This window comes from Haloarcula nitratireducens, assembly GCF_019599505.1.
This window is the reverse complement of sequence record NZ_RKLT01000027.1, coordinates 1-25,115: the sequence shown is the minus strand read 5'-3', so window position 1 is coordinate 25,115 and position 25,115 is coordinate 1. Positions and strand designations below refer to the sequence as shown.

At 54.0% G+C, this 25,115-nt stretch carries 17 protein-coding genes and 3 pseudogenes; 9 read left to right on the top strand and 11 right to left on the bottom strand.

Translation table 11 applies throughout. From position 1 onward, the window contains the following. Positions 1 to 27: 27 nt before the first annotated feature. The 3 genes from EGH23_RS23140 to EGH23_RS23130 form a co-directional block, all read right to left on the bottom strand. Positions 28 to 957: an NAD-dependent epimerase/dehydratase family protein gene (locus EGH23_RS23140; RefSeq protein WP_220582352.1), complete on the bottom strand. Its 930-nt coding sequence runs from the start codon at positions 955 to 957 to the stop codon at positions 28 to 30. Positions 958 to 1,152: 195 nt separating this feature from the next. Further along, positions 1,153 to 2,226, bottom strand: coding sequence for a glucose-1-phosphate thymidylyltransferase (locus tag EGH23_RS23135; RefSeq protein WP_220582351.1), 1,074 nt, complete (start codon positions 2,224 to 2,226; stop codon positions 1,153 to 1,155). After that, entirely contained in the window at positions 2,223 to 2,699 is a 477-nt protein-coding gene (locus EGH23_RS23130; RefSeq protein ID WP_220582350.1) for a dTDP-4-dehydrorhamnose 3,5-epimerase family protein, read from the bottom strand. Before EGH23_RS23130 ends, EGH23_RS23135 begins: the two co-directional genes overlap by 4 nt. 350 nt (positions 2,700 to 3,049) lie before the next feature. Between EGH23_RS23130 and EGH23_RS23125 the strand changes: the two genes are divergently transcribed. Both EGH23_RS23125 and EGH23_RS23120 read left to right on the top strand, forming a co-directional pair. Then, positions 3,050 to 3,547 (top strand): OB-like fold-containing membrane protein, encoded by a 498-nt coding sequence (locus EGH23_RS23125; RefSeq protein WP_220582349.1) that lies wholly within the window; start codon positions 3,050 to 3,052, stop codon positions 3,545 to 3,547. Then, a complete protein-coding gene (locus EGH23_RS23120; protein ID WP_220582348.1) occupies positions 3,540 to 4,034 on the top strand; it encodes a metal-dependent hydrolase in 495 nt (164 codons plus the stop codon). Before EGH23_RS23125 ends, EGH23_RS23120 begins: the two co-directional genes overlap by 8 nt. Positions 4,035 to 4,103: 69 nt before the next feature. Here the strand turns inward: EGH23_RS23120 and EGH23_RS23115 are convergent, their stop codons facing one another. Genes EGH23_RS23115 through EGH23_RS23105 form a run of 3 tightly spaced genes read right to left on the bottom strand, consistent with a single transcriptional unit; the run spans position 4,104 to position 8,622 of the window. Continuing rightward, a complete protein-coding gene (locus EGH23_RS23115; protein ID WP_220582347.1) occupies positions 4,104 to 4,910 on the bottom strand; it encodes a phosphocholine cytidylyltransferase family protein in 807 nt (268 codons plus the stop codon). 5 nt (positions 4,911 to 4,915) lie between these two features. Further along, entirely contained in the window at positions 4,916 to 5,545 is a 630-nt protein-coding gene (locus tag EGH23_RS23110; RefSeq protein ID WP_220582346.1) for a gamma-glutamyl-gamma-aminobutyrate hydrolase family protein, read from the bottom strand. Between the two features lie 5 nt (positions 5,546 to 5,550). After that, positions 5,551 to 8,622: a PEP/pyruvate-binding domain-containing protein gene (locus tag EGH23_RS23105; protein WP_220582345.1), complete on the bottom strand. Its 3,072-nt coding sequence runs from the start codon at positions 8,620 to 8,622 to the stop codon at positions 5,551 to 5,553. A gap of 525 nt (positions 8,623 to 9,147) precedes the next feature. On the opposite strand from EGH23_RS23105, the gene EGH23_RS23100 reads away from it, so the two are divergent. Both EGH23_RS23100 and EGH23_RS27135 read left to right on the top strand, forming a co-directional pair. Continuing rightward, positions 9,148 to 10,392, top strand: a complete 1,245-nt coding sequence (locus EGH23_RS23100) for an NAD-dependent epimerase/dehydratase family protein (RefSeq protein WP_220582344.1) — start codon at positions 9,148 to 9,150, stop codon at positions 10,390 to 10,392. 91 nt (positions 10,393 to 10,483) lie between these two features. Continuing rightward, complete coding sequence (locus EGH23_RS27135) at positions 10,484 to 11,938, top strand: oligosaccharide flippase family protein (RefSeq protein ID WP_220582343.1); 1,455 nt, start codon at positions 10,484 to 10,486, stop codon at positions 11,936 to 11,938. 321 nt (positions 11,939 to 12,259) lie between these two features. Here EGH23_RS27135 and EGH23_RS23090 read toward each other — a convergent pair whose 3' ends face one another. Together EGH23_RS23090 and EGH23_RS23085 are read right to left on the bottom strand one after the other, a co-directional pair. After that, positions 12,260 to 13,456: a sulfatase-like hydrolase/transferase gene (locus EGH23_RS23090; protein ID WP_220582342.1), complete on the bottom strand. Its 1,197-nt coding sequence runs from the start codon at positions 13,454 to 13,456 to the stop codon at positions 12,260 to 12,262. A 4-nt stretch (positions 13,457 to 13,460) separates the two neighbouring features. Next, entirely contained in the window at positions 13,461 to 14,723 is a 1,263-nt protein-coding gene (locus EGH23_RS23085; protein WP_220582341.1) for a sulfatase, read from the bottom strand. 898 nt (positions 14,724 to 15,621) lie between these two features. On the opposite strand from EGH23_RS23085, the gene EGH23_RS23080 reads away from it, so the two are divergent. The 3 genes and pseudogenes from EGH23_RS23080 (at position 15,622) to EGH23_RS27345 (ending at position 20,427) form a co-directional block, all read left to right on the top strand. Next, positions 15,622 to 16,884 carry a CDP-glycerol glycerophosphotransferase family protein gene (locus EGH23_RS23080; RefSeq protein ID WP_220582340.1) on the top strand — a complete coding sequence of 421 codons (1,263 nt, stop codon included), beginning with the start codon at positions 15,622 to 15,624 and terminating at the stop codon, positions 16,882 to 16,884. Positions 16,885 to 17,168: 284 nt separating this feature from the next. After that, positions 17,169 to 18,950, top strand: a complete 1,782-nt coding sequence (locus tag EGH23_RS23075) for a glycosyltransferase family protein (RefSeq protein WP_220582339.1) — start codon at positions 17,169 to 17,171, stop codon at positions 18,948 to 18,950. Between the two features lie 179 nt (positions 18,951 to 19,129). Beyond that, positions 19,130 to 20,427 (top strand): annotated as a pseudogene (locus EGH23_RS27345) (RNA-guided endonuclease InsQ/TnpB family protein). On the opposite strand, the gene EGH23_RS23065 reads toward EGH23_RS27345, so the two are convergent. Further along, positions 20,410 to 21,507, bottom strand: a complete 1,098-nt coding sequence (locus EGH23_RS23065) for a DUF1616 domain-containing protein (protein ID WP_236045028.1) — start codon at positions 21,505 to 21,507, stop codon at positions 20,410 to 20,412. The pseudogene EGH23_RS27345 and the gene EGH23_RS23065 sit on opposite strands and share 18 nt — an antisense overlap. Positions 21,508 to 21,955: 448 nt before the next feature. On the opposite strand from EGH23_RS23065, the pseudogene EGH23_RS23060 reads away from it, so the two are divergent. After that, a pseudogene (locus tag EGH23_RS23060) lies at positions 21,956 to 22,392 on the top strand (tRNA (pseudouridine(54)-N(1))-methyltransferase TrmY); the annotation flags it as partial. A gap of 46 nt (positions 22,393 to 22,438) precedes the next feature. On the opposite strand, the gene EGH23_RS23055 reads toward EGH23_RS23060, so the two are convergent. Next, positions 22,439 to 22,678 (bottom strand): hypothetical protein, encoded by a 240-nt coding sequence (locus tag EGH23_RS23055; protein ID WP_220582338.1) that lies wholly within the window; start codon positions 22,676 to 22,678, stop codon positions 22,439 to 22,441. Between the two features lie 260 nt (positions 22,679 to 22,938). Then, a complete protein-coding gene (locus EGH23_RS23050; RefSeq protein WP_220582337.1) occupies positions 22,939 to 24,639 on the bottom strand; it encodes a PGF-CTERM sorting domain-containing protein in 1,701 nt (566 codons plus the stop codon). A gap of 337 nt (positions 24,640 to 24,976) precedes the next feature. On the opposite strand from EGH23_RS23050, the pseudogene EGH23_RS26615 reads away from it, so the two are divergent. Then, positions 24,977 to 25,115, top strand: a pseudogene (locus EGH23_RS26615) (RNA-guided endonuclease TnpB family protein); the annotation flags it as partial.

Here is a 25,115-nt window from a genome sequence, read left to right as displayed (position 1 = left end):
CCCGTGAGAAATCGAAAACAGATTCGGTTACACCATGCTGCGGAACTTGTCCGCTAGTTCGGACACACCTTGATCCAGTGTGTATCCCGTCTCGAACCCTCGCTGTCGAATTTTCTCGTCGCTGACGATATATGATAGTTGGTTCAGTTGCTCTGCTTCGGTATATTCGATCATGACGTCGGGGAAGTGTGTCTCAATGGCGTCCACGACGTCTTGCAATCGGCCGTTCTGCCCCACGACGTTGTATGCCTCGCCATCACCGAGTTCCGTCGCAGCGAACAGCATGGCTCGAACCGCGTCTTGGGCGTGCAGGTATGGGCGCTTCTGGTCTTCGGCCCCTTCGTAAACTGTGAGCGGTTGCCCCGTTGCCGCTAACAGGGCGAACTTGTCTACGACAGTATCGAACCGCATCCCGGTCGTCCACCCATACACTGTCCCAAGCCGGAGCACTGTGACGCCCATCCCGCCGTCGTATCGACTCAGCATGTCCTCCTCGGCAGCGAGTTTCGCCTCACCGTAGGGCGACTCTGGGTCACACGCGAAGTCCTCTTTGATCTCTCTCTCAGTCCGACCATAGACGGAACACGTGCCGACGTCGACGAATTCCGACGCACCGTGGTCGCTGGCGTCTTCGTAGAGTGCCACGGCGGCCTCGTGGTTCACTTCCCAAGTCTTCTCCGGGATATCGAACGTTTCCGGCGCGTTCGTTATGGCTGCGAGGTGAAACACCGTGTCGACGCCGTCGAGAGCCTTCGAGCGAACCTGGTCGTCTCTGATGTCCCCTTCGATGAATTCGTAGTCAGCGTACGGTGGTAAGTCCCACAACGAGTGAAAGCGTGGCTGTCGGAAGTTATCCAGTATTCGAACACTCTCGCCCGAGAAGGCGGGATCGTCCGGGATTTCTCGGATGAGTCGCGATCCGAGGTACCCGAGGCCGCCCGTAACGAGTACTGTCATCTCCTATCGCTCCATCCTGAATCGTTCAAGGTTCTCTTCCACGTAGATTCGATCCGCTTCGTCCAAGCCGTCGAAACGTAGTTCACCGGCACAGCCGTGTTTCGGACATTTCATGACACGGTTTCGTTCGAGCACGTTCTCGGCAACTACCGTTCCACAGTTCTGACAGGTGAGTGTGATTATTCGCATATGTTCTTATAACTTGAGCGTCGAATTTTCGCCGACAACGAGCCGTTCTCCACCGGGGTCGATGTCGCCGCTGGACACGATTGTGGTCTGTCGTCCGATCAGGCTATCAACGAGCTTACGATCGCAGTCGATTTCCGATTCTCCGATCACGATACTCGATTCGATGTGAACGGTGTCAATGACGCAGTTTTCCCCGATGCTGGTGTACGGGCCGATGTACGCATCGCTTCCTACCGTCGTTCCTTGGCCGATCGATACCGGTCCGCGAACGACTGCACCCGACTCGATAGTGCTGCCCTCGCCGAGTTTGATTCGTCCCTGAATCGGGGTGTCGTTCTCGATTTCACCGTGTATCTCCGTCGTCAGATTGTCTAGCACGAGACGGTTCGTTTGCAGCATATCTTCTGGTTTCCCGGTATCTTTCCACCAGCCGTGAACGACGTGTGACTGAACAGAGTACCCATCGTCGAGCAACCCCTGAATCGCCTCGGTTATCTCTAGTTCTCCCCGCCAAGACGGTTCGAGCAGTTCGATCTGTTCGAATATATCGGGAGTGAACACGTAAATCCCTATCAAGGCGAGATTCGAGGGGGGACTATCTGGCTTTTCGAGGAGGCGGGTCACGTTCCCATCGCTATCGGTATCGACGATTCCGTAACGAGACGGTTCGTCGACTTCCTGTACGCCGATCGTGGCGGCGTGCACGGTCGGGTCGAAGTCGGCTACGAGGTCTGTGATCCCCCCACCAATCATGTCGTCGCCGAGATAGACGACGAACGGTTCGTTACCGACAAAATCTCTAGCGCACCCCACGGCGTGTGCGAGACCGAGCGGTTCTCCCTGTATTATATAGGTAATCTCGACGCCGAATTCGCTCCCATCGCCGAGATAATCCTGAATTGCTCTCCGACCGACTGTGCCGAGTATCACTCCGATATCGTCGATTCCGGCTTCACGGAGGTTCTCTATCGCGTACACGATGACCGGTTTGTTGCCGATTGGAACCAACTGTTTCGGCCTGGTGTGTGTGATCGGTTGCAAGCGTGACCCGGTTCCGCCTGCGAGAATGACTCCCTTCATGATTTCTTGTGCCGAGGGTCGTCCCAGTCGAGTGGAATCTTCTCGGTGTCGTACGGCAGTCGTTCTTCGTCGGGTTCGTCGTACTCGTAGAGGTTCGTCGGGAAGTTGATTAGCGTCGCTTGCTCGTTCCCAATCACTTTGAATCCGTGCCAGCAATCACCGGGTACCCGAATCGCCTGCATTGACCCCTCTCCGAGTACGTATGTGTCTAGTTCGCCTTCCGTTGGGGAATCTTCCCGGTCATCGAAAACACCGACCTTCACCCTGCCGTGTGGTACAACAAAGTGATCTATCTGACCTCGATGGTGTCGGTGCCATGCTCGAATAACACCGGGATACGACACCGAGAAGTACGACATTACGGGTCTGTCTTCCCCCTCGAACATCTCCCAGTCGTCACGCCAAATCTCTGTCAACGATCCGCGCTCGTCGACGTTTGCCCGAAGATCTCTCACCTCTACGTCGTGAATCATGGCCAATATGACAGGTGCATATTAAAACCCAGCTATATTTATAACTTACTGACAGTTGCCGACATGTGGCCAACAATACGTCAGTGAACACGTTAATCCTCGTGAAACGTTGGGCTAAACAGATTGAACAGATATGGCTGAGTATAATAAACGTACTACTGTTATTCTAGCTAAACAGACGGTTCATTTATTTAATCATACTATCACAAGATACTCCAGTCGGATTGTGGCTCTTTGTATTCGCTCTGAACTAACACTGAAACCAGAACGTGGGAGAGTCCGGCAGTGAAATATACTCTTTTGTAATTGGTACAAAACGCCTTTTTCTCTCACGAGTATGTTCAAATCGTATGAACGAACGGCACAGAGTCGCTCTCCTTCTGCTGCTTAGCCTGACGCTCGTCTGGTCACTCGTCGCATTCGGGACGGTAGAGAAGGTGCCGACGGACTCCATTCGGAATAAGTCGACCAAACAGGTACTCACGACCCCCGAATCACACATCGGTGACCGGGTTATCGTCGACGGCACCGTCGCTAGCACGGATCCCATCGTCGTTCGACTACGGGAGAGTAGCGTTCAAGAGATGACTGTGACAGGAATCGACCGGAGAAAACTCGCGGTCGGCAATCGCGTGTACGTCATTGGGACGCTTACTGGCCCCTCTCGTATCGCCGGTGATAGCGTGATGGTCCAGAAACCGTGGGAAAAAACGGCCATGCACATGGGATCGTTCGTCGGCGGATTGTTGGTTCTCGGCCAAGTAAGACGACACTGGCGCTTCAGCTGGCGTGAGAGAGCGTTGGTTCCACGGACCGACGACTCAGCGAGAGACGGTGAAGATGGCTGACCTCTTGACCCACGTCCTCGTCGGGTTCATCCTGGGAAGCATACTGGCGGCCGGTTTCGGGTGGAAGGCTCCCCCATTCGTCGCAGTCGTCATGGTCGGTGCCTTACTCCCGGATTTATCAAAAGTCGCGATGATACTCCCACCTCGAGTAGTTGAGGACACGCTGGGAATCCCGTTCGACTGGTTCGCGGTGCATACTCCATTCGGAACGCTACTCGTCGCGGGGATTGGCTCGCTTCTCGTCAGCGAAACCACCCGGCTGCGCGTATTTGTGCTTCTACTGATCGGTGGGGCCTCCCACCTCGTTCTCGACGCGTTGCTGATTTCGCCCAGTCGGTTCTACCACGTGTTGTTCTGGCCCCTCACTATGCGATTCGTTAGTCTCCCGGGTCTGTACCTGAGTAGTGATCGCTGGCCGTCGATTGTCGCGGCTTGTCTCGCCGTAATCGTATGGGGTATTCGGTGGCAGAGCGACCGAGTACGATAGCTCAGAGTTGCATAGTCTGTTCAGCCGAAGCAAACCATCTCGGTTTACCGCTGCCGTGTTTTAGACTTTTCACGACTGAGAGTGCTCAGACTGCTCTAAATCTATAAACCTGTCAAGCTCATCGTTCGAGTAGAGGTGCCAATACTGTTCAAGATCGCTGACCGTGTCGACTTCTAGCCACCCTCCGTTGATCGGAACTGCTGCGACGTCGTGTCCTCGATCAATGAACGTTTGGAGAAACTGAGTCATCTCGATAGATTTGTCTCTGCTGGACGCCTCGCCGACTATATCCTGATACACGGTTTCGAATTGATCTATGAAGTCTGATTCCACTTTGATCAAACCGATGTACTGCCCGTCAATCTCGTCAAAGCCATCGACATCACGACCAATCTCGACGATTGCATCGTCGTCCGTCAGCCGTAACGACTCGGCGTCTGAAAGCGGGTCCTCAAACCGAGTCTTCCACAGCCGCTGCCAGTCTCTATCGACGACGACACTGAGTGGTGCACACCGATCGAGGAGCGACTGGACCACAGACTCTTCGTAGACGATATCACCGTATGAAATGACCAAATCCCGATCCGTGGAGAAACGCGCAGCAGCACAGAAGAGGCTGTATACCATGTCGGTCTCGGCAAAGTTGGGGTTGTGGACCGTCTGACATCCTAACGACCGAATCTTTTCAGAACAGTGTCCGGTGACAACAACCTGGTCAGTCACCCCGCAGCCGCGCAGTGTTTGCATATTCCGTTCGAGTAGCGACGTTCCTCCGAGCGTTACCAACGGTTTCGGACGGTCGTTTGTGAGGGGGCGCAACCGTGTTCCTTGTCCGGCTGCGAGGTGGACCGCTTGCGGAGATTTATCTTCTGTCATCGATACTAGTTTCCCAGCACATGGTCGAGAATGTGACGGTCTAGTGATGTCGAAGGCGACTCTCGTTCGGGGTGCCACATGATTCCCCATATCGGGAGACTCTCGTGAACGACACCTTCTACCGTCGAATCCGGTGCAGTAGCAAATCCTTGTAGACTATCGGCAACTCCAGTCGGTTCGATTCCGTAGCCGTGGTAACTATTTACTGCTGCTCGCTCCGGTAGTTGGAGTTGGGTCCTCTCGTCATCCAGATTGATGCTATGGGTTTCGTTTGTATGATTGCTTACCTCGACTATCTCACCACCGAAATACGCGTTTATTAGTTCCAGTCCACGACACACACCTAATACGGCTACTCGTTTGGAGATAGCATACTCTAGGACTGCCTCTTCGAACTTATCCCGTTCGGCGGCGGGCCTTGATGGCGAAGGTACTGTCGTTAGGTCATTCCCTCCGGTCAATACGAGAGCGTCGACACTGATCTCATTCAAGTAGCGTTCGACGTTTGTAATTTGATTCGGAAGTGGGTATGGTGTGTGTCCCAACTTCTCGGAAAGCACCGTCCACTGCTGATCCAAACAGTCTCTCCGTTCCCCATACTCCTCGATGACAGTGACTCGCTGTGTGATTCCCACACGACTCATTGAACCACCTCAATCGATTGCTTTGAACAGTCGAGTTCGATGATCTCTGACTTTTGTAACAGCTCGTATCGATTTTCGCCGATGCCGATTGCAGCGGGTAAAGAGAACTCAGCTGCCCTAACAGCCATGTGGGAGTTTGCACCTCCATACATCGTCACCAGACCGGCGACATCATGTCCGAAGAGCCAATCATAGCCTGGGTCCGCCTTTTTTATAACTACTATTTTTCCGTCTATATCTTCAGCGGAGGAATCTGCACCTTCCAATTCGATGATTTCCGCGGAAATCCTGTTATTTGTGACGAAGTTCGGCTCACGGGCAGGACGTTCGAACACGGTGAAATCACTCTCGTCAAAGAGAATCGGGGGTAGTTCGACAGCACAAGTGGTCGTATACTGTTCTCTACCCTCGTTAGCCTGTTCTGTGAGCCACGCTGTGACATCAGTTGGGGGGTGCTCTCGGGACAGTTTGAGGAACATTTCGAGAGGGATATGCGATAGCTCCTCCCGTGAAAGTCCGTGATTCTGTCCGAACTCCGCGATTTGTTCAAGCGCCTCACTCAGGTTCCGCGAGAAGACGAACTTTGAGTGTTCACGTTCTTCGATGGCCTTAGCGAGGAATTCGATGAAAGTATCAGTGTCTGTGGGCAGCCCGATTCGTGACAGTTCATGCTCTATTTGCTCTTTCGTGTCCTCCGACCAGATCTCGGTCGGGTCACGTTTTGGTATCGCTTCGTGTGTGTTGTTGACGACCGGAGTAAGATATTTTTCAGGATTTTGTTTGTACCTCGCCGATGTGATCTCGTAGGTACCCGGCCGTAAGTGACCGTACCGTTCCACGAACGTATCCCATGCTAAATTATCTTCTGCAACCCGCTGACCATCGCGTTCGAACTGCCGCGCAACCGTGTCCAGCGAGTTCTGAAACTCCTGTTTCTGGGTTGCGGTCAATACTCCGATGCGTTCTAATGAGCGAAGGAGAGACGTGGCGACAAAAGCTGTCCGAGCCAGATGCGCGAACGGTAACGTTCCGAGTCTACGACAGTCTCTGAGTAGAAAGGAGGCCGACTTGAGTGGCGAGAGATCACTGTTGCATATCTCCGTATGTCGCCTATCCAGGCGCTCTATTTTACGTATATCCTCGTCAATCCGGCTGAAAGCTTCGAGCGTAATCTCCCGGAGTCCGTCACGGAGGGGGATTAGTTCTTCTTTCGTAAAGCCTGCATCTATCATCGGCTGAATCTGAGTACGATAATTGAAGGTAAGACACGTCAGCACTACTTCGAATTCGACTTTATCGTGCAGTTCGGGGTGAGATTCCAGTCGATTCAGATAATACTGCACGAGTCGCTCAGCCAGTTCGTCAGGGACCGAAGCCGGGACGAACGAATTGAAATCCGCACGGATATCGACGTAGGGTTGGCCGGCGAATCGCTTCATAAGTGGATGCGGCCGGACATCTCGATACCCGTATTCGGCTCTCTGCTGTGCCCATACCTCATCCATGATCAAGTATTGATATATCGACGCCGCGAGTCGCCGGCACTGCCGTCCGATAATTTCGGCCGGATTCCAGTCCGGCATGACGCCATAGATGGTTCGGTCGCCGAGGAGGAACGGCGTGGGAGACTGTGACTCGACGAACTCTTCACGGCCTCGATCGACCGCTTCGAATAGGTTTTTATCGTCAACTGTCCTTTCGGCCGGGTCAAGCGTCATCGGCCGAGACTGCAAGACAAATACCTCTCCGTTATCGTCGATGGCGAATTCGATGTCGAGGCTGTCGTGCCCAATCAACGTCTCTATCTCACGTACTGCTTGCAGCAACGGTCCCAGCGACAGGTTTGACGGGTGTTGTGGTGTCGGTTCAACGTGCTCCTCGGTATCGAATTGATCCTTTCGGACGACGGCGGTCTGTAAGTGTTTACCCGTCCCATCGGTTACTGACTCGGTACTCGTGGTCGTCGCATCGTAGTTGATGATGTAGTACGGACTCCCCGTGTCGAGCGAGCGTGTCATGATGACACCACTCTGCTCGACGCTGTCGATCATCGGTTGAACCAGCACCTGATTCTCCGGATTGGAATCGGTGTAGGAGTCTGTCACTTTGGTGATAGCGTTCTTTACTGCCTGTCTCTCGTGGGATGGGACGTCAAGAACGCTTTCGAACCGTCCAGCATTCGATTCGTTCCAGCCGTCTTCGTCGAGGGCACTACTTCGAACGATGACTCGCTCACCGGCGAAATAGTCGCCTATAGCTGATGTAACCTCGTCTGGACTCGTATTCCACTGGTCGACTGTAACGGTATATTGGTCGAGAATTGTACTCTGTTCGACCATCGACCGGAGCCGTCGCAGCGTGTTCGCCTTCGTATCGAGAACGAACCGGGACAGGTCCTCGGCGGATTCCAGTTCGGCCCAGTGTCCGTTTATATCGACTGCCCCGATCTCGACATCTGCGTCAATACATGCGCGTAATAAATCTGGGATATCTGCATCCGAATCGACGATACCTGACTCCCACAGCTTTTGCGCTTGTTCGACAGCCTCCGGCGACAAACGCAGTAATCCGGTGAACTCTGCGGTCGAATCGTTCACCTCGATATCCGTCCCGACCTCTCTGACGGATTCGCCAATGGTTTGCACTTTCTCGGCGCGTTCTAAGCTTTCGTCAGAACGATTCTTGTATCGGGTTCTCCAGTTTCCGTCGACAGCGATGGCGGTCGTTCCCTCTATCGCTTTTACAGCATTTTCTTCAAAAATGGTGTCGGAGTAACACATATACACCGGCCGTTCTGCGGAAATGGGCGCAGTAAAAAGGGATGCCACAGTTCCGGAACTGTCCCAATCTTCGTTCTGTGAAAAGTGAATGTCGGGATAGGCTCCTACAATCTCGGTTATTCGATACCCGCCTACGAAATGAAACTCTGGGTCTTCGAGCGCTTGTTTGAAAGCCTCGAGTACCCAGTCGAGAACACGCTTGTCACCCGACGTGTGAATCAGCGCAGATGGCTCCGTCCCTACAAACGGCTGTCCGGCACCTAAAATTACGATCTGTGGTGACTCCATCTGGTCCTCTATACAACCTCTCAAACAAAAAACCACATACATTGACATAGGGCTCGTTCGGATTGATCTGGTGTTTTAGGTCTAAACACTGTTTTTGCGGGGGACCTTCGAGTCGCGGGGATACATCTCGCTACGGCCACCTCGGTTCTCAAATTCGTTGACTAGACAGTGCCGCGCACTTCGATAGATATGACGGGTGCGCCTTCCAAGGCAACTCGATTGTCGTTCTACTCTTAGTTAGGTGGTATGGCGATGCAGCTAATAATCGAGAGCACCGGGTTCGTAGGGGGCCACACGGCAGCAGACCACCTCAATCGGGGTCCGGAGATAACGGCCGGTTGGCACGGCTAACAGTCCACCTGTTCAACTAAACCTCGAGGCGTTTCGCACCGAGCGAAACAGGTGGATTACGAATCGTAATATCCCACCGCTGGAACCCTCGCCCGTTTGCGGGGGCCGCTGTTGGTGTACGTTTCGTCTGTTTTTGACTAGCGTTGTTGTTTACCGTTTATCTGGGGAACGTACGTGAGGGGATGCGGATACGTTTCGACGCTTTGGCCCCTCGTTTCTCTCACCACATTTCGCGTTCGTCCGACCAAGGAGAGATCTGCACGGGTACCTGAGACATCAGCACTCCCGTCGGAGGTGTTCTCCACTGACTCTATCGCGACACGTACGCCGCTCGTCCGAGTGAACTCGATGAACAGCGATTCTGTGCCGTGTAACCCGTGGCTGCTTCGCAAACAGTACGCTTGGGCTACCGATGGCTTTTTTATGTCACTGTTTGATATAATCTGCATGGTAGATTGGAACGACCAACGTGTCTTGATAACTGGTGGTCTCGGATTCGCTGGAAGCAACCTCGCCCGACGGATGTTAGACGAAGGCGCGGACGTGGTCTTGTTAGATACCGTTCGGGAAGAGAAGCTCCTGACAGTCGAGGATATCAGAGACGATGTAGAAATCGCTGACGTGGATGTCCGGGAAGAAGAACCGATTCGAAACTACGTTTCGGAAGCCGATACCGTCTACCACCTGGCTGCAAAGAGCAGTCGACCCGCGGCCAACGAGGAACCCCGAAAGAATCTCCAAATAAACTGTGGCGGCCCGCTGAACGTCCTTGAGTCGGCCGCAGACCTCGGCAACCCGCCTAGAGTGGTGTACGTGAGTTCGCTGGCGACGCTCGGGAACGTTCCGGGGACAATCGACGAGAGTACCGAACCGAAACCGGTCGACATGTACGGAATTCACAAGCGTACCGTCGAGGACTACTGCCAACTATACACTCGGCTGAAGGACGTCCCGACGACGGTCGTCCGGCCGGCGAATCTGTACGGACCGCGTGCCCCCCTGCACGACACTGGCTACGGCATCATCAACCAGTTCGTCGGCGATGCGTTACGGGACGAGTCGCTGTCGGTCTTCGAACCGAGCGACCTGCGAGATTTCTTGTTCATCGAAGATATGGTCGATGCCCTCACGCATATCGGCCAGGACGACCGAGCCATCGGTGAGAAATACGTCCTGGGAACGGGTGAGTCGAGAACGATGAAGCAAGCCGCCGAGTTGGTGACCGACACTGCAGGGGGCGGCTCGCTGGAGTTAGTTCCCTGGACAGAGACGTGGCAAGGCATTCGTCGCGGAGACGTCGTCATCGACCCGTCGAAGATAGAGGAGCAACTCGGATGGTCGACGTCGGTCGACCTGGAAGAGGGACTGGAGAAAACCGTCGACTTCTATAAGAGTAACCGTGAGAAGTACCTAGACTAACGGTGCGTGGTCCAGTGCAATCCGGGTTGAATAGGCAGTATCGAAGACCCAGACGGCTCTATCTGACGGTCCGACGTGACCGTGGTTACTCGTGCTAACGAGAAATCTCAGAAGCCTCATTTCGATTAGTTTTATCGGTCGATTACTGGGTAGCGGCTTACAGTACGGTATCTACATCGTCATCGGTCGATATCTCGGAGCCGAGTCCCTCGGGTTGTTCACTTTCGGTTTCGTTATATTGAACATCGGGGCGACAGTGTCGAAAATCGGGTTAGATAAGGCTGTCAGGAAATTCGTCCCGATATACAGGGAGTCGAGTGACGATGCGTTGCTAACAGGGACACTGCTGATCAGTCTCGTCGTCCCGTTCTGTCTGGGTATCTCGGTCAGTCTGTTTCTCTATCTGGGGTCGGACTTCGTCGAGACCTATTTTTCGCAATCACTGGATGCGACGACGATGCTGTTTCTCGCCGGCATTCCGTTCATGGCTTTGATGACTGTCGGACAGGTAGCGACAACAGGTTTCATCCAGACGAAATACTCGGTGTTGATAAAAGATATCGGACAGAGTCTCTCGGCGATCGTTTTCGTCGTCATCGGGACCGTCGTGATTGGGACAGTAGAAGCCACCATCGTCGGATACGTGTTCTCTCTGGTCGTCGCAGCAGGACTCGCGCTATATTTCTTGCACAACCTGGGTGGATTTGACGGAATTTCTGACCCCGTCTTCGAGGTTCGTCAGATACTCAAATACTCGACCCCACTCACTATCGCTGCGCTCGCTCAGTATCTCATGCAATGGACGGACGTGCTCATGCTCGGAGCGTTTGGCACGCCCGCTGGAATCGGCCGCTATCAGGTCGCGTATCAGACCGCAGTGATTCTCGGCTTTCTAATCGGAGCCGCGAACAGTATCTTCCCGTCAGTAGCCTCAGATCTATACGATAAAGGTCAGATGGACCGGCTACGAGAGATGTACGCTGCGTTGACAAAGTGGCTCACCTACCTGACTGCCCTGGGGCTAGTGTTCCTCGTGGTGAACGCTTCTAACATCCTCACGCTGTTCGGCAACGAGTTCACAGATGTCTGGGTCGTGCTTACCTTACTTGCGGGAGCCTTCACATTTGCCACCGCTGTGGGTCCAGCGGGATTCCTACTGATGATGACCGATCACGAACAAGTGGAGATGACAAACACTCTCGTAGTGGCAGCCACTAACGTGGTTCTGAACTACGTTCTCATCCAGGAACTCGGTGTACTAGGGGCAGCACTCGCCACTGGGGGGTCGCTGGTACTGCTGAGTGTCCTGCGTCTCGCAGAGACCTGGTGGTTCCTCGACGTTCGACCCTACGTTCGTGATTATTGGAAAGGAGCGATTGCGATTACCACGGCATTCCCTCTGATGTTGGTCGGAGAGCTGTTCCTGAGTCACAGTATCGTAGTCGTATTTGTCAGTGGACTCCTTTCCCTTCCGGTCTTTTGCGTCGTGATTTATTATATCGGGTTTGACTCAACTGACCGGCGTTTGATCGAGAATTTGTCGTAACAGCACGCCGTCCTCAACTCCCACTTCGAACTCGGTATCGTCAAGCAGACAGATGCTATCCAGCAACTCAGAGTGGTAGAAGGCGAGCGTATCGAGGGGCCTCTCTCGTTTTCGGTCGCTGATTCCGGTAGCTCGTGCGTGCGGCCCTGCGAGACGTGGCCGAATACATCATCGGGTTGCCAAAGCCGCTGGACGGCTACCAACAGCGTAAAGAATTATCACCTGAACCGCTCGACGTCCTCGTCTCTCCCCGAACTGCGACGCTGACTGATTCAGGAAAACCCGGTGCTACGAGTCTTTCTGGTACCGTTTCGACATCAGTTACTCGACGTATCCGAGCGCGCGCAACTTCTCGGAGTCGACGTCGACTTGCTCTGCATCTCGGTTCGCTCTAAACTCTGGTCGTGAGAGTTCCTCTGCGGAAATATCTCCCTCGTATTCCCCGTACATCACTGTCTGAGGAAGAAACACTGAAAGCATCTTTCTGACGTTCGAGACTGCCCGCTTCCGAACGATCGGCGCGTACGGTGCAACGTACAGATTCGCCCCCAGAGCAAATACGAGGCGCCCCGTTCGGGGCCCTCTATGAACCACTATCCCTCCTTTTTCGTCCCAGACCGAACTGGCAGCATAGCGGATGCGATCGCCGTAACTCGAACGCCGCCATACGTCCGCCCGGATCGGCCTCTCGGATCGAGTCCCGTTCCAGAGATCCAAGCCACCCATCGAACTGGGGACGGGGCGATTCTGCGCACCGAGGAGCGTCGGTGCAATATCTAGACTAGACAGCAGCGTCTCGTATGTGACGTCCCTCGGGAGTCCCGCTCCACAGAATACGAGGGGGACCTCCAGGAGTTCAGGGACCATCGGGCTGGTGTGTTCGTATAGCCCACCGTACTCGCCGAGTAATTCTCCGTGGTCACTGGTAAATACGACTAGCGTGTTGTTTAGCTCGTCTCTGTCTCGAAGCCGCCGGTAAATCGATCGGAAACGGTCGACTGACTGGCTAACTCCGTCACGATACTGTGTCCTGATCGACGTTTCGTCGTTCCGGTTCTCGGTGAAGAACTTTCTCGACGGCTTGAAACGCTCACCCGCTTCTCCGTATGGAGAATGTCCGCCGTGATCGTGTATAACGTAGGTAAACGGCTGCTCGAGTTCGCTAAACGCTGTATGCTCGTCTAGGTTGAGGAGTGTTAGGGTCGGTTTCTCGTTCAATTCGTACTCGTTTCCCCAGACCCGTTCGACGTTCACACCCGACGAGTGGGCAGTGCTGAGAAGATGGGGCACCTCCCGAAGTTGCCCGGAGAAGCCCCATACTTTGTGTTCATGGGGGAACTGCCCCGTGAGAATCGACGGGACACTAGATGCTGTAAGCGTGCTTGGCGCAATCGCACGGGCCGTCACTCCGAGAGAAGAGATGGACTCTGGTAATGAGTCGTATCTGAGACTATCGGAGATGTATATCAGTACGTTGTCGACCGAATCGACGGATGTGAGCCGTGAGAGGTCCTTCATGCGTTCAAAGCGTGCTGTCTTCGGCAGTTGCTTCTGCTGCTTCGGCGATACGCCGTTTTTCGAGTCGGTCTCTGTGAGCAGACTCGGCTAGCTGAGACACCCCCCGTACGAGCGGTTCCGGAGGGTCTTTCCACAGTTCTTCCGTCCCCGCGAGGGCGTCGACTCGATACAGTTCTCCCGTATCGGTCGACGTATCGTGTATGTACTTCCAATCACTCGTTCGAATCGACACCGATTCTTCGATCCACGAGACTGCTATCTGTTCGCTCCACTTGTTGCTCACCTCTCCGATCTCGGTGTTCTCGGTCGCGAGATCGAGGAGGATGTCTGGGAGTGACTGCAGAGACACGGTCTCGTCGACCGACACGTTGGGTCCGTTCTGAACGAAAAATGGGACGTGCAGTAGCGGTTCACTCAACCCCCCGCCGTGACCGTATCGCCCGAATTCCCCGAACTCGTCACCGTGGTCACCGTGGACGGCGATGAGGGTGTCGTCGTTCGAGACATCCTGCTCGAGGCGACGCAAAAATTCGTCTGTGTGTCGAATACAGTTGTCGTACGCTTTCAGGAGCACGTCGTCGAACGGTGCAACGAGCGACTGTAGTTTCGGAAAGAAGAGCCATAGATTCGCGCCGAGGAGTAGCAGATTGGATTGTGTACGATATTCGGAACCGGCATAGTACGGGACGTGAACGTCGACGAGAAATAGCCACACGAAGTATGGCTCTGTCGCACCGCCGGTCCAGTTCGTGACGTCGTCGTAGAACGCTTCCCACGACATGAACATATTCTGTCCCTTGACCCAATCGTGGACGTTTCGACTCGCCTCGACGAGTATCGAGTCATCACTGATAGCCCCCGAAAACAGACGGTTCGAGTCCGAATCCACGAAGAAATCCTCGAAGTAGTCGAATCCTTTGTCGAAACCAAAGTAACGTGAGGCCCAAGGATTCGCAGTGAACGCACCTGTCGTGTAGCCCCGCTTCGAGAATCTCTCAGCTAACGTCTGCCGAGCGCCTGACTGGCTTTGGACCCACTCGTTGAGATATGCGTTGTCAGTTTTCATCGGCGGAAACTCACCGGTTAGAGTTACTGGCACTGAGTCAGGCGTCGCAGCCCCCGGTGCAATGGCATCTCTGAAGTTCAGTCCCTGACGGGCCATCCTGTCGAAGGTTGGCGTCGACACTGACTCGGTGCCGGCGAATCCGCACCGATCGTACCGGATGCTATCGATCGTAACGAGAACGACGTTTTTCTTATCGACCATATCGATTGAATCGGACGTTACGTTCGGCGCACTGGTCGTCGTCGATGGCTATCGATTCGAGCACGAGTCTCGCGGTGGCTATCGCGACGCTGCAACGTGGAGGCTGTCTATCGAGACCACTGTGTGGTGTGTGACCGAGCGTTCTATCGCGTTGATGAGTCGTCATTCGTCGAGATAGCCCAGCGATTGGAGCCGGTTCTTTACGTCTTCTTCGGCGACCGGGTTCCCACTATCTGTTCCAGCACTCTCTTCTACACGATACAGAACCTCCTCCAATACGTATGTGATATATTCTTCAGACGAATCAAATTCCGTGTGTTCGACGCGCTGATCGACCCGATTTAGAATCCGATTCGGCAACAGTACCTCGTTGCACTCTGATTTTCCTACCCTCATGATTAGGTTCTCCTGACAGGTCAATTCACCACGTATATTCTTAACTATAGGGGTGATATAGAGTTTGTCTCGGGAGAGGCAGCGATTCCATCGTCACTGGCCAGGCCGACCACGATTGGATGTTCCGATACAACGGTGGTAATCTCGTCGTGGAATGTGGCTGTCCCAAATCCCACACATCGCTCCTGCCCACCTCGTTTTCGCTGCCGCTTACTGCTGTTGGGGAGAACGGTACGCACACTTCCGGGTGACGGACGTGGTCGAATCGAATTGCACCAACTGACCACTCAATCGAGCAACGAGTCGCGGGTCGACCAGGTCTGTCTAGGTGCAGGTCGTTTTGTACTGTCAAAGCCGAGCACGTCGAGCTTGGCGGTGGAATGGATTGATCCGACTGTGGGTGTGGCGCTATGTCTGGATGCGATTTACTGCAGTTCCTCGATGTTGGTTCGACGAGCCAAATAAATATTAGACAAGAAGAGTATATTCGTGTCATAGAATCATGCTGAAACCCCTGAATCAGATCGGTGAGACGCTCCGCAACAACGAGGCTATACACACGATGTCTCGAATCATGTCGTATCTGTACACGGTTGGGTTCCCCTTCTGCTTTGTCTTCGTCCTTTACGACCACTTTACGTCCCACGACCGCCGAGACATCACCATCCTGATTCGTGGTACAAAGCCGGAATCAGACACTTTTGCTCTGCTCAACGAACTTGCCGTCGACGATACCGAACGGGCGTTGTATGCCTTCTCACCACAGGGGATTGACGATACACAGCTTACCCACTGGGACGATAGCGACGTCACAACCGAGTCCGCCGAGCTCCACACTCTGACTTTCTTTCGCGCCCTCGCCCAGAGCGAGATAGTCCTGTGTAAATCTAACCAGTTCTTGAAGTGGTACAGACTGCTCGACCGAAGCGACCGCCGATACGTCCGCCTCTACCACGGACCGATTACAAAGGCCTACGGATCCACTCGCACCGGCTCTGAACCCAGTTCGTTCGGAGACGGTGTACCGCTGCCGGACACTGCACCTAGGTACCGATCCGTCGCATCCGTAGGCGAAAAGTATTTTCGGGCGAGTGCAGAGGGTTGTCACCCGTCTCAGTACCCTACGTGGGGATACCCGCGTTTCGACAGAATCCAACGATTCATTGGCGGAGACGCCAGCCCTGTCCTGCCCGAGAATGCTGAAGCAGTGCTCGAGGAAGGAGACTACACCGACATTCTCTACGCCCCGACACACAAGGACGGTGCATACACGACCACTTTTTTACCGTTCGAAGATGCTGATACTGGGCGACTACGCGACTGGTGTCACGAGCACGACGTGCGGCTGTTTCTTCGCCCACATCCAAAAGAGAATGTTGAGTACGACCACCTCGTCGACGACGAGCGGATTTTTTCCGCCGATCAGACGTTCGCAAACTCAGCAACCGAACTGATGCCGTATCTCGACGGGTTAATTACTGACTACTCGTCTATTTACGTAGCCTTTCTCCTGTACGACCGCCCGGTTATCTTCCTCAAAGACGACCACGAACGGTTCCTTTCGGTCCGCGGACTGGCGTTCGACTACGAACGATATTTCCCTGGACCCAAACCGGAGACGTTCGACGCGTTCCTCGACGAACTCGCGACGATTACTGATGGCCACGACGAGTTCGCTAACGAGCGGTCGTTCGTCAGGGACACGTTCGTCCCTGGACGCGAAACGACGTTTCTCGAGGCTATCCTCGACGAGTGTAACTCGTAGCGATGTCGCCGCCCACTCGCTCTCTACCGACTGCTTCGACAGCGCAATGGTCTGCCCCCGGATAGCAGAGACTAGGAAACCGTGATACTCAATCCGGGCGGTGCGGGAAAGAGTGTATTTCAGCCACTCCGCGGTTCGGATTCCCATGACATAACATTTCGGTGAAAAGAGTTATTTATGTTCTTTGCCCTATATTATCGGAAGCAGCGATACGAGGCGAATATGAGAAGACCAGCATAGAACTCTATGCCAGAAATCATCAACGCGCAATCGTCTGGAGACACATGAGACAAAGCGTCAAGAAACGGTTTCTAGAAATCCTTGCGATCGATCTGGTTATCGGAAGCGTCGTTAGAGCTCATCAAGCACCGGCTACTGGATACGAGCTATCGATATACGAAGCCACTCCAATTTCTGTTTGGGTCGGGCTTGGGGCTGCGTTGATAGTGTCCATCGTTCTCATCGCGATACTCGACTCCAAGATCGGCTACGTTTCCGGTCTACTTGCGTTGATTAGCTGGGCCTCGATGGGACCGATTCGTGGCCATCTCTCGGGGGCAGATACACTGGTCCATCTGGGGGAGGTCAAATACATTATTGCAACCGAGAAACTCCGCAACGGGTTCTATCCCGTGACGCACCTCCTGTCGACGAACCTTTCCTCGATAGGTGGTCTCTCACCGCGCCAATCACTGATACTAACGACGCCCATCTTCGTCGCTCTCTTCGTGATATTTATCACACTCACCGTTCGCCGGTTCGCTGATCGGGGACTCTATGGGTCACCAGTCGGGTTCTTTACTGGGCTGCTTCTCCTCCCTATCAACTGGATGGGAGTACAGTTGAAACCACACCCGTCGTCGTACGCGACCCTACTGGTCCCGTTACTACTGTTCACTGCGCTGTTGTATTGGGAATACGGAAACGCCTCTCGACTAGGCTGTTTCGCCATCTTATCGTTGGCATTGGTACACACCCACCCACTGATCGCGCTGGTAACGACCGGAATCCTAGCAGCAGTATCCTTTTCCAACCTCACTTTGGACAAAGTATCTAAAAATATAAACTTCGACATCATCGAGCGCTGGTGGTTGTACTCGTTGCCCGTCTTGATTCTGGGTGTCTTCGTGTCGGTCAAACTTTCAGGAAACTCAACGTTTCAGAGCGAGATAGCGGCCGTTACGAAAAATTTCGGATTGTTATTCACACAAGAATCGACCACGACGGGCCGGGCCTCCTCTCTGAATGACGTTGGTATTACGCCGACCCAATTGGTTGTACGATTGATGGGTGTGAGTCTATTCGCCGGAGTCGTCGGCGCGATAACCGCAATAGTATCTATCTATAAGTCCATCTCGAACCGCAACGCCTCGAATCGGCTCCAAATAATACTTTTTATAGGCACTCTGTCTTCAATAGTTCCATTTTTGGTATTTTTCTTCGCCGATTCGCTACTTTACTTCCGAATATTTGGCCTATCTATGATCTTTGTGTCTATTGTATTCGCGTCTGGAGTTTCCTGGGTACTTCTTGGTGCTACTGACCGGAAATTTATAAACAGTAGCTATCTGCTCGTCATCGTCTTCCTGATTTTGTTGACTCCCTCGATGGCTATCGCACATCCGTCGCCGTACATCGTCCAGGAATCCCAACAACGGACTGAGGCACAGTTAGCAGCGGTCGATACATTAAGTACGCATTCCGATGGAAACGACGTAGTCACTGTCAGATCTCACTATCCTCGATTAAAATGGGCTGTGACTGGACGCCCCGCAATCCTCCACATTCAAACTACGCCGTACGGTTTTAACAATCGAAACTTGCCGGCCGCGTACAATCAATCGCGATATGTTCTCGTCACTGAGCGTGACTACCAGATGGACGTACGCCTTTACGACGGATTCCGTTACAATTCCGGTGACTTCGCGTATCTCGACAACGAGACGGGCATGAACAAGATTCTGAACAACGGCGGAACGACGATATACCGAATTCCGGACGAGAGCCAACAGCGTCGGTCAGTTCGTTGTGAGGACTGTCAAAGTCACGCTGGGGCTTCAGATTAGTCGCCAGAGCTCTCTCCACCGATGCCTGGCGATTCACACAGATTCGAGGAGGAAGCCCACGGCTTCAGCTGTGGGAGGAATCAGACCAACAGTGTAACCAACCACGAGCGCTAGCCGTCCGACCCCTCCCCGCCAGCCGTTTAAGTTATAATAGAGATAGTACGACATGTGAAACACGGGTGGAGGATATAATTCACACCGTCAAAGTCAAACTCAACGTACCCACAGAGCGGTGCGACGACCTCTATCAGACCAAAGACCAGTTTCTCTACTGTGCGAACACCACCGCAGAGTGAGCGTGAAGACACCCGAACGACTACTGCGTGACCTCAAAAAACGACCGAGAACGCCCTCTACAAGCGACTTCGAGGCGAGACGGTGTTGACAGCGAACCTCGTTCAAAAAGGTATACGACGCGCTATCGAGGCTATCAAAAGTGGTGTCGCCCGACTCAAGAAAGGAGAGAACACGAGTCAACCGTACTTCGATGTGTGGAGCGTCGTCTACGACAAGCGGTCAGCGACGTTCCACCGTGACCACGTTTCGCTTTCAACAGTGAACGGTCGTGTCGAGTGTGACTACGTGCTTCCCGACGAACCGAGGGGACGCCGATTGGTGAGTACCTGCTGAATGAGGACTACGAGTTCCGTATGTCCACGTTGCAGTACGACCGCTCCACAGAGTCGTTCTATCTCCACGCACGAATGTGCCAAACTGGAAACGACGAGAAAGAACAGTCTACGACTACTTCTGACGCCAAGCACAGAACAGTCCTTGGTGTTGACCTGAACGTGGGTGGCTCGTTCGCCGTGACTTCCACAGGCGCGTTCATCGGGAATGCTGATGAGATGAATCATCGACGCCGGGAATACGAGAAGACTTGAGGGTCGATACAACAAGCGGGCACGCGGTCGGCACATTTATCGAGTCAGTCACTGAAAGACCGCGAACACCGCTGGATGCAGGACGAACTACACTGTGGCTCGAACCAGATTCTTGACGAAGCCCGTGACCACGAGTGTACGCATATGGCGTTCGAGAACCTGACCGACATCCGCAAGCGGATGGCTGGTGCGAAACGATTCCACGCATGGGCGTTCCGACGCCTCTACCAGTACGTCGAATACAAAGCCGAGATGTACGGAATCGAGGTGGAACAGGTAAGTCCCGCGTACACGTCTCAGCGGTGTTCATCGTGTGGGTTTACCCACGAGAACAATCGACGGTCGAAACACCGATTCGTGTGCCAGAAGTGCGAGTATGAACTGAACGCGGATTACAACACGAGCAAGAATATTGGTCGTAAACTTCTCAAGCGTCTCCATTCGGGGCAGAAGTCTTCGAGTGGAGGCGCACCCTGTCAGTGTGCGCTAACGTCAGGGACTTTGAACCTGAACGGCGATCTCCACTCCTCCGTCGATTCGACGGCTGAAGGGGGTCCACTGACAAGCCCACGACTTCAGTCATGGGTAACTGACTTCGAAGTGACGTTGACCCAGAGGTGGACGTCGCGATACGCGGATTCGGAGCTCGGATTCGACGGGACTCCGTCACGGTACAGCAGATACTGTAATCGGAGGTGAGTGCCCTCAAACGTCGGAGCCACGGTGTGGGGACGACGCCACGTCTCGTTCGATGCGAGGGTTTGGCGGAATTCCTTCAATCGCTTTGAGCGCAAGACGGTAGTCGAGTTGTTCTCGACTTCGACTTCCTGAAGTCTGACCAGCACTTTGTATTCAACTTGCTGTTGTTCCTGATTGCTGACGGCCACTATCAGCCTCCGTTCTTCCCCGACGGAGTACTCGGTAGGATAGTCTTCGGGCACTAGTTCGCCCGTCTCTGATTCTGTAAGGAGGTAAAACTCTGTAAACGACTCGCCCTCTTGTGGGAAGGTCACGGCCCAGCCGACGGTCGAAACCGCGACGATGAGACTCACCACGAGCACGGCAGTGGTGATGCGTTCGCCGTGACGGGCGGGCTGTCCGAATTTGTTACGTGCGTTTTCCACCCATTCGTGGTACGGAACCCGGAACCGCTCTGTCTCGGGTAGCGACTGGCGGCGGTACGCAGCGACAGCAACTGACGCGAGGGTGAACGCGCTGAGGCTGAGGAGGATCGGAACGAGGCTGAGATTCCAGGAGAAATAGTCCATCACAATGCCCACGAGAGGTGATATCACGATGCTGAGGCCGAAAGAGAGGGAAAGACGCTCTATGCCGTCGATTCCGTTCGACGCGTTCGCTCCACTCGAGGAATTTCCGAGTCCGGTCGCTGGTACGTCGGCTGGTTCAGATTCAGCGGAGGCTGTTCCGGCTGCCGGGAAGAGTGCGGCGGAGAAGGCGTAGCCTGGGAAGAACAACAGGAATCCCACACCGAACAGAATACGGAGCGGGGTTTCACGAACGACCGGTAGTAACACGAATAAGTTCGTCGAGAAGACTGCGGCGAGTACTATCGTGAGGTCCGCCGGGAGTTCCTGCATACCATTCGCCACGCGCAGGGCTCCCTCGGTAAGAACCCCGATGTCTTCGTCTGAATCGACCCGCGAGTCGCCCATACCGGTTATAGTGTCAAAATCGTATTAACTCTGACTTCTAGCAGTGACACCATTCCGGTGTTTAATGGACTAGCTGAATACCGTCCTTCTCGGACATAAACCGTACCGCTCGGTGCCAAACCTCTCGTTTTCGTGGGTCTCCGATTTCATCTCTCGTCGCTAGCGAGCTATTAGCGTCGATGGTCGGCTTAGAGAAGCGGGAAATACCTCCCCAGAACGGTGTTTGAATCCGGCATACGACCACTCCCGAATCCTGACACCAACGATGGACGTCGTCTGAGCGACTGGCACGTTACTTAGACAGCGGCGCAGCGAAGAGGTTCACATCAGGAACCACGAACGTGGTCCGTGGTCTGGGCTGGTGTTGGAGGTGTCTGTGAGCTATCGATTTAGTATCCAGCTCAGATCGCCTCGACACACCTAACCCACCCGGTCGATACGGTCCGGTATGCGCCAGTTCGTCGTCGTCGGCCACGACGCACCCACGACACCTGACTTCTCGCTCGACGACCTCAACGGGGCTGCCGGCCGCTTAGATGTCCTCTGTCGCTGTGTCAACAGCGCGCGTTCTTCCTGAGTCACGACATTCGCGAGGACGTCCGCACACACCTCGTTCTCGCCGACGAATACACGGTCACCTTCGCGGGGAGCGAACTGCGGCGACTCAACCTGGACGAGCGGTCGACGGCGGCCCTCGTCCGCAACGCTCTTGACGAACGCGAGGAGGCTATCGGCCACATCCCCGTCGCGACGTCGCCCGGCGTCTCGCTCACCCGCCGCGGCTTCGAGGGGACGCTGGAGGATGTGGCACGGGACGGCACCGTTGTCCAACTCCATGAGGATGGTGACCTAGTCGTCGACGTCGAGACACCCGCGAACCCGGTATAGACAACCACCAGTTGCGTGATCGAGTCCTCAGGAATTGAATCAGTCATCCTCTAAACTCCTCGAAATCATCAGAATCGATCGGCAGTGGCATTGTACCTGTCTGCTGCCGATACGCCTCTCGAAGATCATCTGCTTTCGAAAGGAGAGCCACCTCCTCGAATAATGCGTCGTACTGCGCTTTGGAGGCACGCTCATCAATGTCAGCTGCCTCCAGTGACGAGGCACCAAACTGATGGGCGAGCCCACGGTGTTCAAGATATTTCCCGACAAGCTTCTGCCGCAATCTCCAGAATCGTGGGCCTTGTGTAGTATATGTCATCGACAGAGTCAGAATTCTCGATTTCGAACGCCCGTTCGAGCAAGTCAGCAAGTTCAGACAGGTGCTGTGGCGCGTACGATTCCACCGTCATCGATACATTCTCTGTCTCGTCTTGCTTCTTCCACAGCGCATCAATCGCTCGACGGAAAAACACCAACTCAGGAGGCTAACTAGACAGTGCCAATTAGCGCTCTCGATAACGCAGCAAAAAGAGTCCGAGTCAGTCAGTTCTCGCGTCGAACGGCGAGGAGTGCGGCTGCGATGATAGCAACTACGGCTACGAGTGCCGTGAAGCCTGGCCCATCGCCACTAGTCGGGGTTTCGTCACCTGCATCACCGTCACCGCCATCTCCACCATCACTTCCGTCTCCGCCGTCACCAGGTTCATCAGGCGCGTCTGGTGTAGCTGGCGTATCTGGCGTGTCTGGCGTATCATCGTCGTTATCCGGGACATCAGGGGTGTCTGGTTCGCCCGGGGTATCAGGGTTAGCCGGGGTGTCAGGCGTCTCCGGCGTTTCAGGGTCTTCTCCTTCGTTGCCGTCACCACCACCTCCACGAGGCGGACCGCCACCGCCGCCTTTTCGTTCAGGCTCTAGCTTGATGGTCCCAGTCGTCGAGCTCAGTTGAGAATCGTTATCGTCCTGCATTGAGATAACGACGTACTGATATTTACCCTTTGAGAAGTTCTTGAAGGTATCAACCGTTACGTCCGTAGTCGGATTTTCGCCGTTAACGACCGTCAGCGAGGCATCCAGTTCCTCATAGTCGTTGTTGTCTTCACCACCAGCCGTGATATTGTCGGTCCGCACCGTCTCACCGTTAAGATCGTTCGCGATGAAGTCGATTATGCTCCCGAACTCGACCTGTCGAGCGACTTCTCCCTCCGAGAGGGCATTCTGGTTCAGGGTGGTTCCATCTTCGACGTTTGCGACGCCATTGACATGAGAGATAGAGTGTTCGACTTCGAGGTTTTCGGACTGAGAGAAGTCATTCCCGAGTTTGTCAGTATCCACAACAGAGTCAAAGCGAGACTCCTCGAACGTTTCTTTCTCGTAGACGGCGACAACATGGGTCATTCCCCCGTCGTTGTTGCTATCAAACGTTTCAGAGGCATTAACCTCAAAGGTCAGACTATCTCCGGGATTCTTATTCGACGGTTTGTCGACAGTCATCGGCCCCTTCTGGACTGTGAGCTGGTCCATCCCAATGAGGACCACGTCACCGTCAACAGAGAGTTCGCTACTGTCGACGTTAATTCCGGATTCCCCGTCTTCATGAACGACTGCAAAGACGACATACTGACCCGGCCCGAACGATGACGTAGTATTTAGTTGGCCTTCACCATTCAATGATGCTGATTCCTCCAACATCGTGAAGGATGCGTTCTCGTTTGCACTGTCAACGTCAGAAAGCAGTTCAATGGCGCCATCAGAAGTGACCGGGACACCATCGCCTTCATTCGTCTTCATCCGCGCTGCGACCAACTGAACGCGATCTTGGTTGTAGAGAGCATCGTAATTCCCACTGGAGGCACGGTCGGCATCGAAGGCAATATCGACCGGTTCACCACTCTGGTGGATCCCGATAGGATTCCGGTCGTCAGCGAAGTACCGGACCATCGACTTTGTATTGCCCCCATCGTTTTCAGTATCCGAGAAGGACTCGTCGTCTAATTCCTCACCATACACTGCGCCAGGGGCAGGAATTTGTGTGGCAGCGTCCGTATCATCAGTTCGAAGCGTGAAAGCAGCACGTTCCCAACCCATCATTTGACCGCTATCACTGATCTCGAATACCTGTGAGTCTGGGATCTGAGAGGGATTACTCTGTACTTGATCATCTGCGAGGGCGACTCCAGAAACGGCCCCACTGAGAAGAACCACTCCCGTGAGAAGCACCGTTAGGAGCCTCTTACTGTTTGTCATATGAGATATGCTCAAAATGACATCCTGGGCTTAAGAAGGTTGCCCTTAGCCGAATAATTGATTCTAGAAGTGTTCAATTATCCCGTTAGATAGCGATTTAAGTCGAAAGGTCTGCTTATAGAGCGCTGAGATAGCGTGCAGCTATATATAGCCACTAAATAGATATATAATATTACATGTTATAGAGACTACGAGGCTAATACCCCCGCCTTTAGGCGGGGGATACAGCCGGCATGGTGCATGACTTCTGCCGGTCGATAACATTGCCGGATATTCTACCGCCCCGGTCGTTGGTTTTAATAACCATTCTTTCATAATACATTATGAAGTTAGTACGATGCTGGAGACAACCCGTACTTACGTCGCACACATCACGAACCACGAACAGGTTCGTGACGACCTCGACCAATGCGGGTTTTCCGCCTCGAAACTGTGGAACGTCGGACGCTACTACATCCAAGAACGGTGGGACGACG

Coding starts and splice junctions, on each gene's coding strand:
- EGH23_RS23140 (WP_220582352.1), bottom strand. CDS start 957: ATGACAGTACTCGTTACGGGCGGCCTCGGGTACCTCGGATCGCGACTC.
- EGH23_RS23085 (WP_220582341.1), bottom strand. CDS start 14,723: ATGGTCGATAAGAAAAACGTCGTTCTCGTTACGATCGATAGCATCCGG.
- EGH23_RS23090 (WP_220582342.1), bottom strand. CDS start 13,456: ATGAAGGACCTCTCACGGCTCACATCCGTCGATTCGGTCGACAACGTA.
- EGH23_RS23050 (WP_220582337.1), bottom strand. CDS start 24,639: ATGACAAACAGTAAGAGGCTCCTAACGGTGCTTCTCACGGGAGTGGTT.
- EGH23_RS23080 (WP_220582340.1), top strand. CDS start 15,622: ATGCTGAAACCCCTGAATCAGATCGGTGAGACGCTCCGCAACAACGAG.
- EGH23_RS23130 (WP_220582350.1), bottom strand. CDS start 2,699: ATGATTCACGACGTAGAGGTGAGAGATCTTCGGGCAAACGTCGACGAG.
- EGH23_RS23115 (WP_220582347.1), bottom strand. CDS start 4,910: ATGACAGAAGATAAATCTCCGCAAGCGGTCCACCTCGCAGCCGGACAA.
- EGH23_RS23065 (WP_236045028.1), bottom strand. CDS start 21,507: ATGGGCGACTCGCGGGTCGATTCAGACGAAGACATCGGGGTTCTTACC.
- EGH23_RS23135 (WP_220582351.1), bottom strand. CDS start 2,226: ATGAAGGGAGTCATTCTCGCAGGCGGAACCGGGTCACGCTTGCAACCG.
- EGH23_RS23125 (WP_220582349.1), top strand. CDS start 3,050: ATGAACGAACGGCACAGAGTCGCTCTCCTTCTGCTGCTTAGCCTGACG.
- EGH23_RS23105 (WP_220582345.1), bottom strand. CDS start 8,622: ATGGAGTCACCACAGATCGTAATTTTAGGTGCCGGACAGCCGTTTGTA.
- EGH23_RS23120 (WP_220582348.1), top strand. CDS start 3,540: ATGGCTGACCTCTTGACCCACGTCCTCGTCGGGTTCATCCTGGGAAGC.
- EGH23_RS23075 (WP_220582339.1), top strand. CDS start 17,169: ATGAGACAAAGCGTCAAGAAACGGTTTCTAGAAATCCTTGCGATCGAT.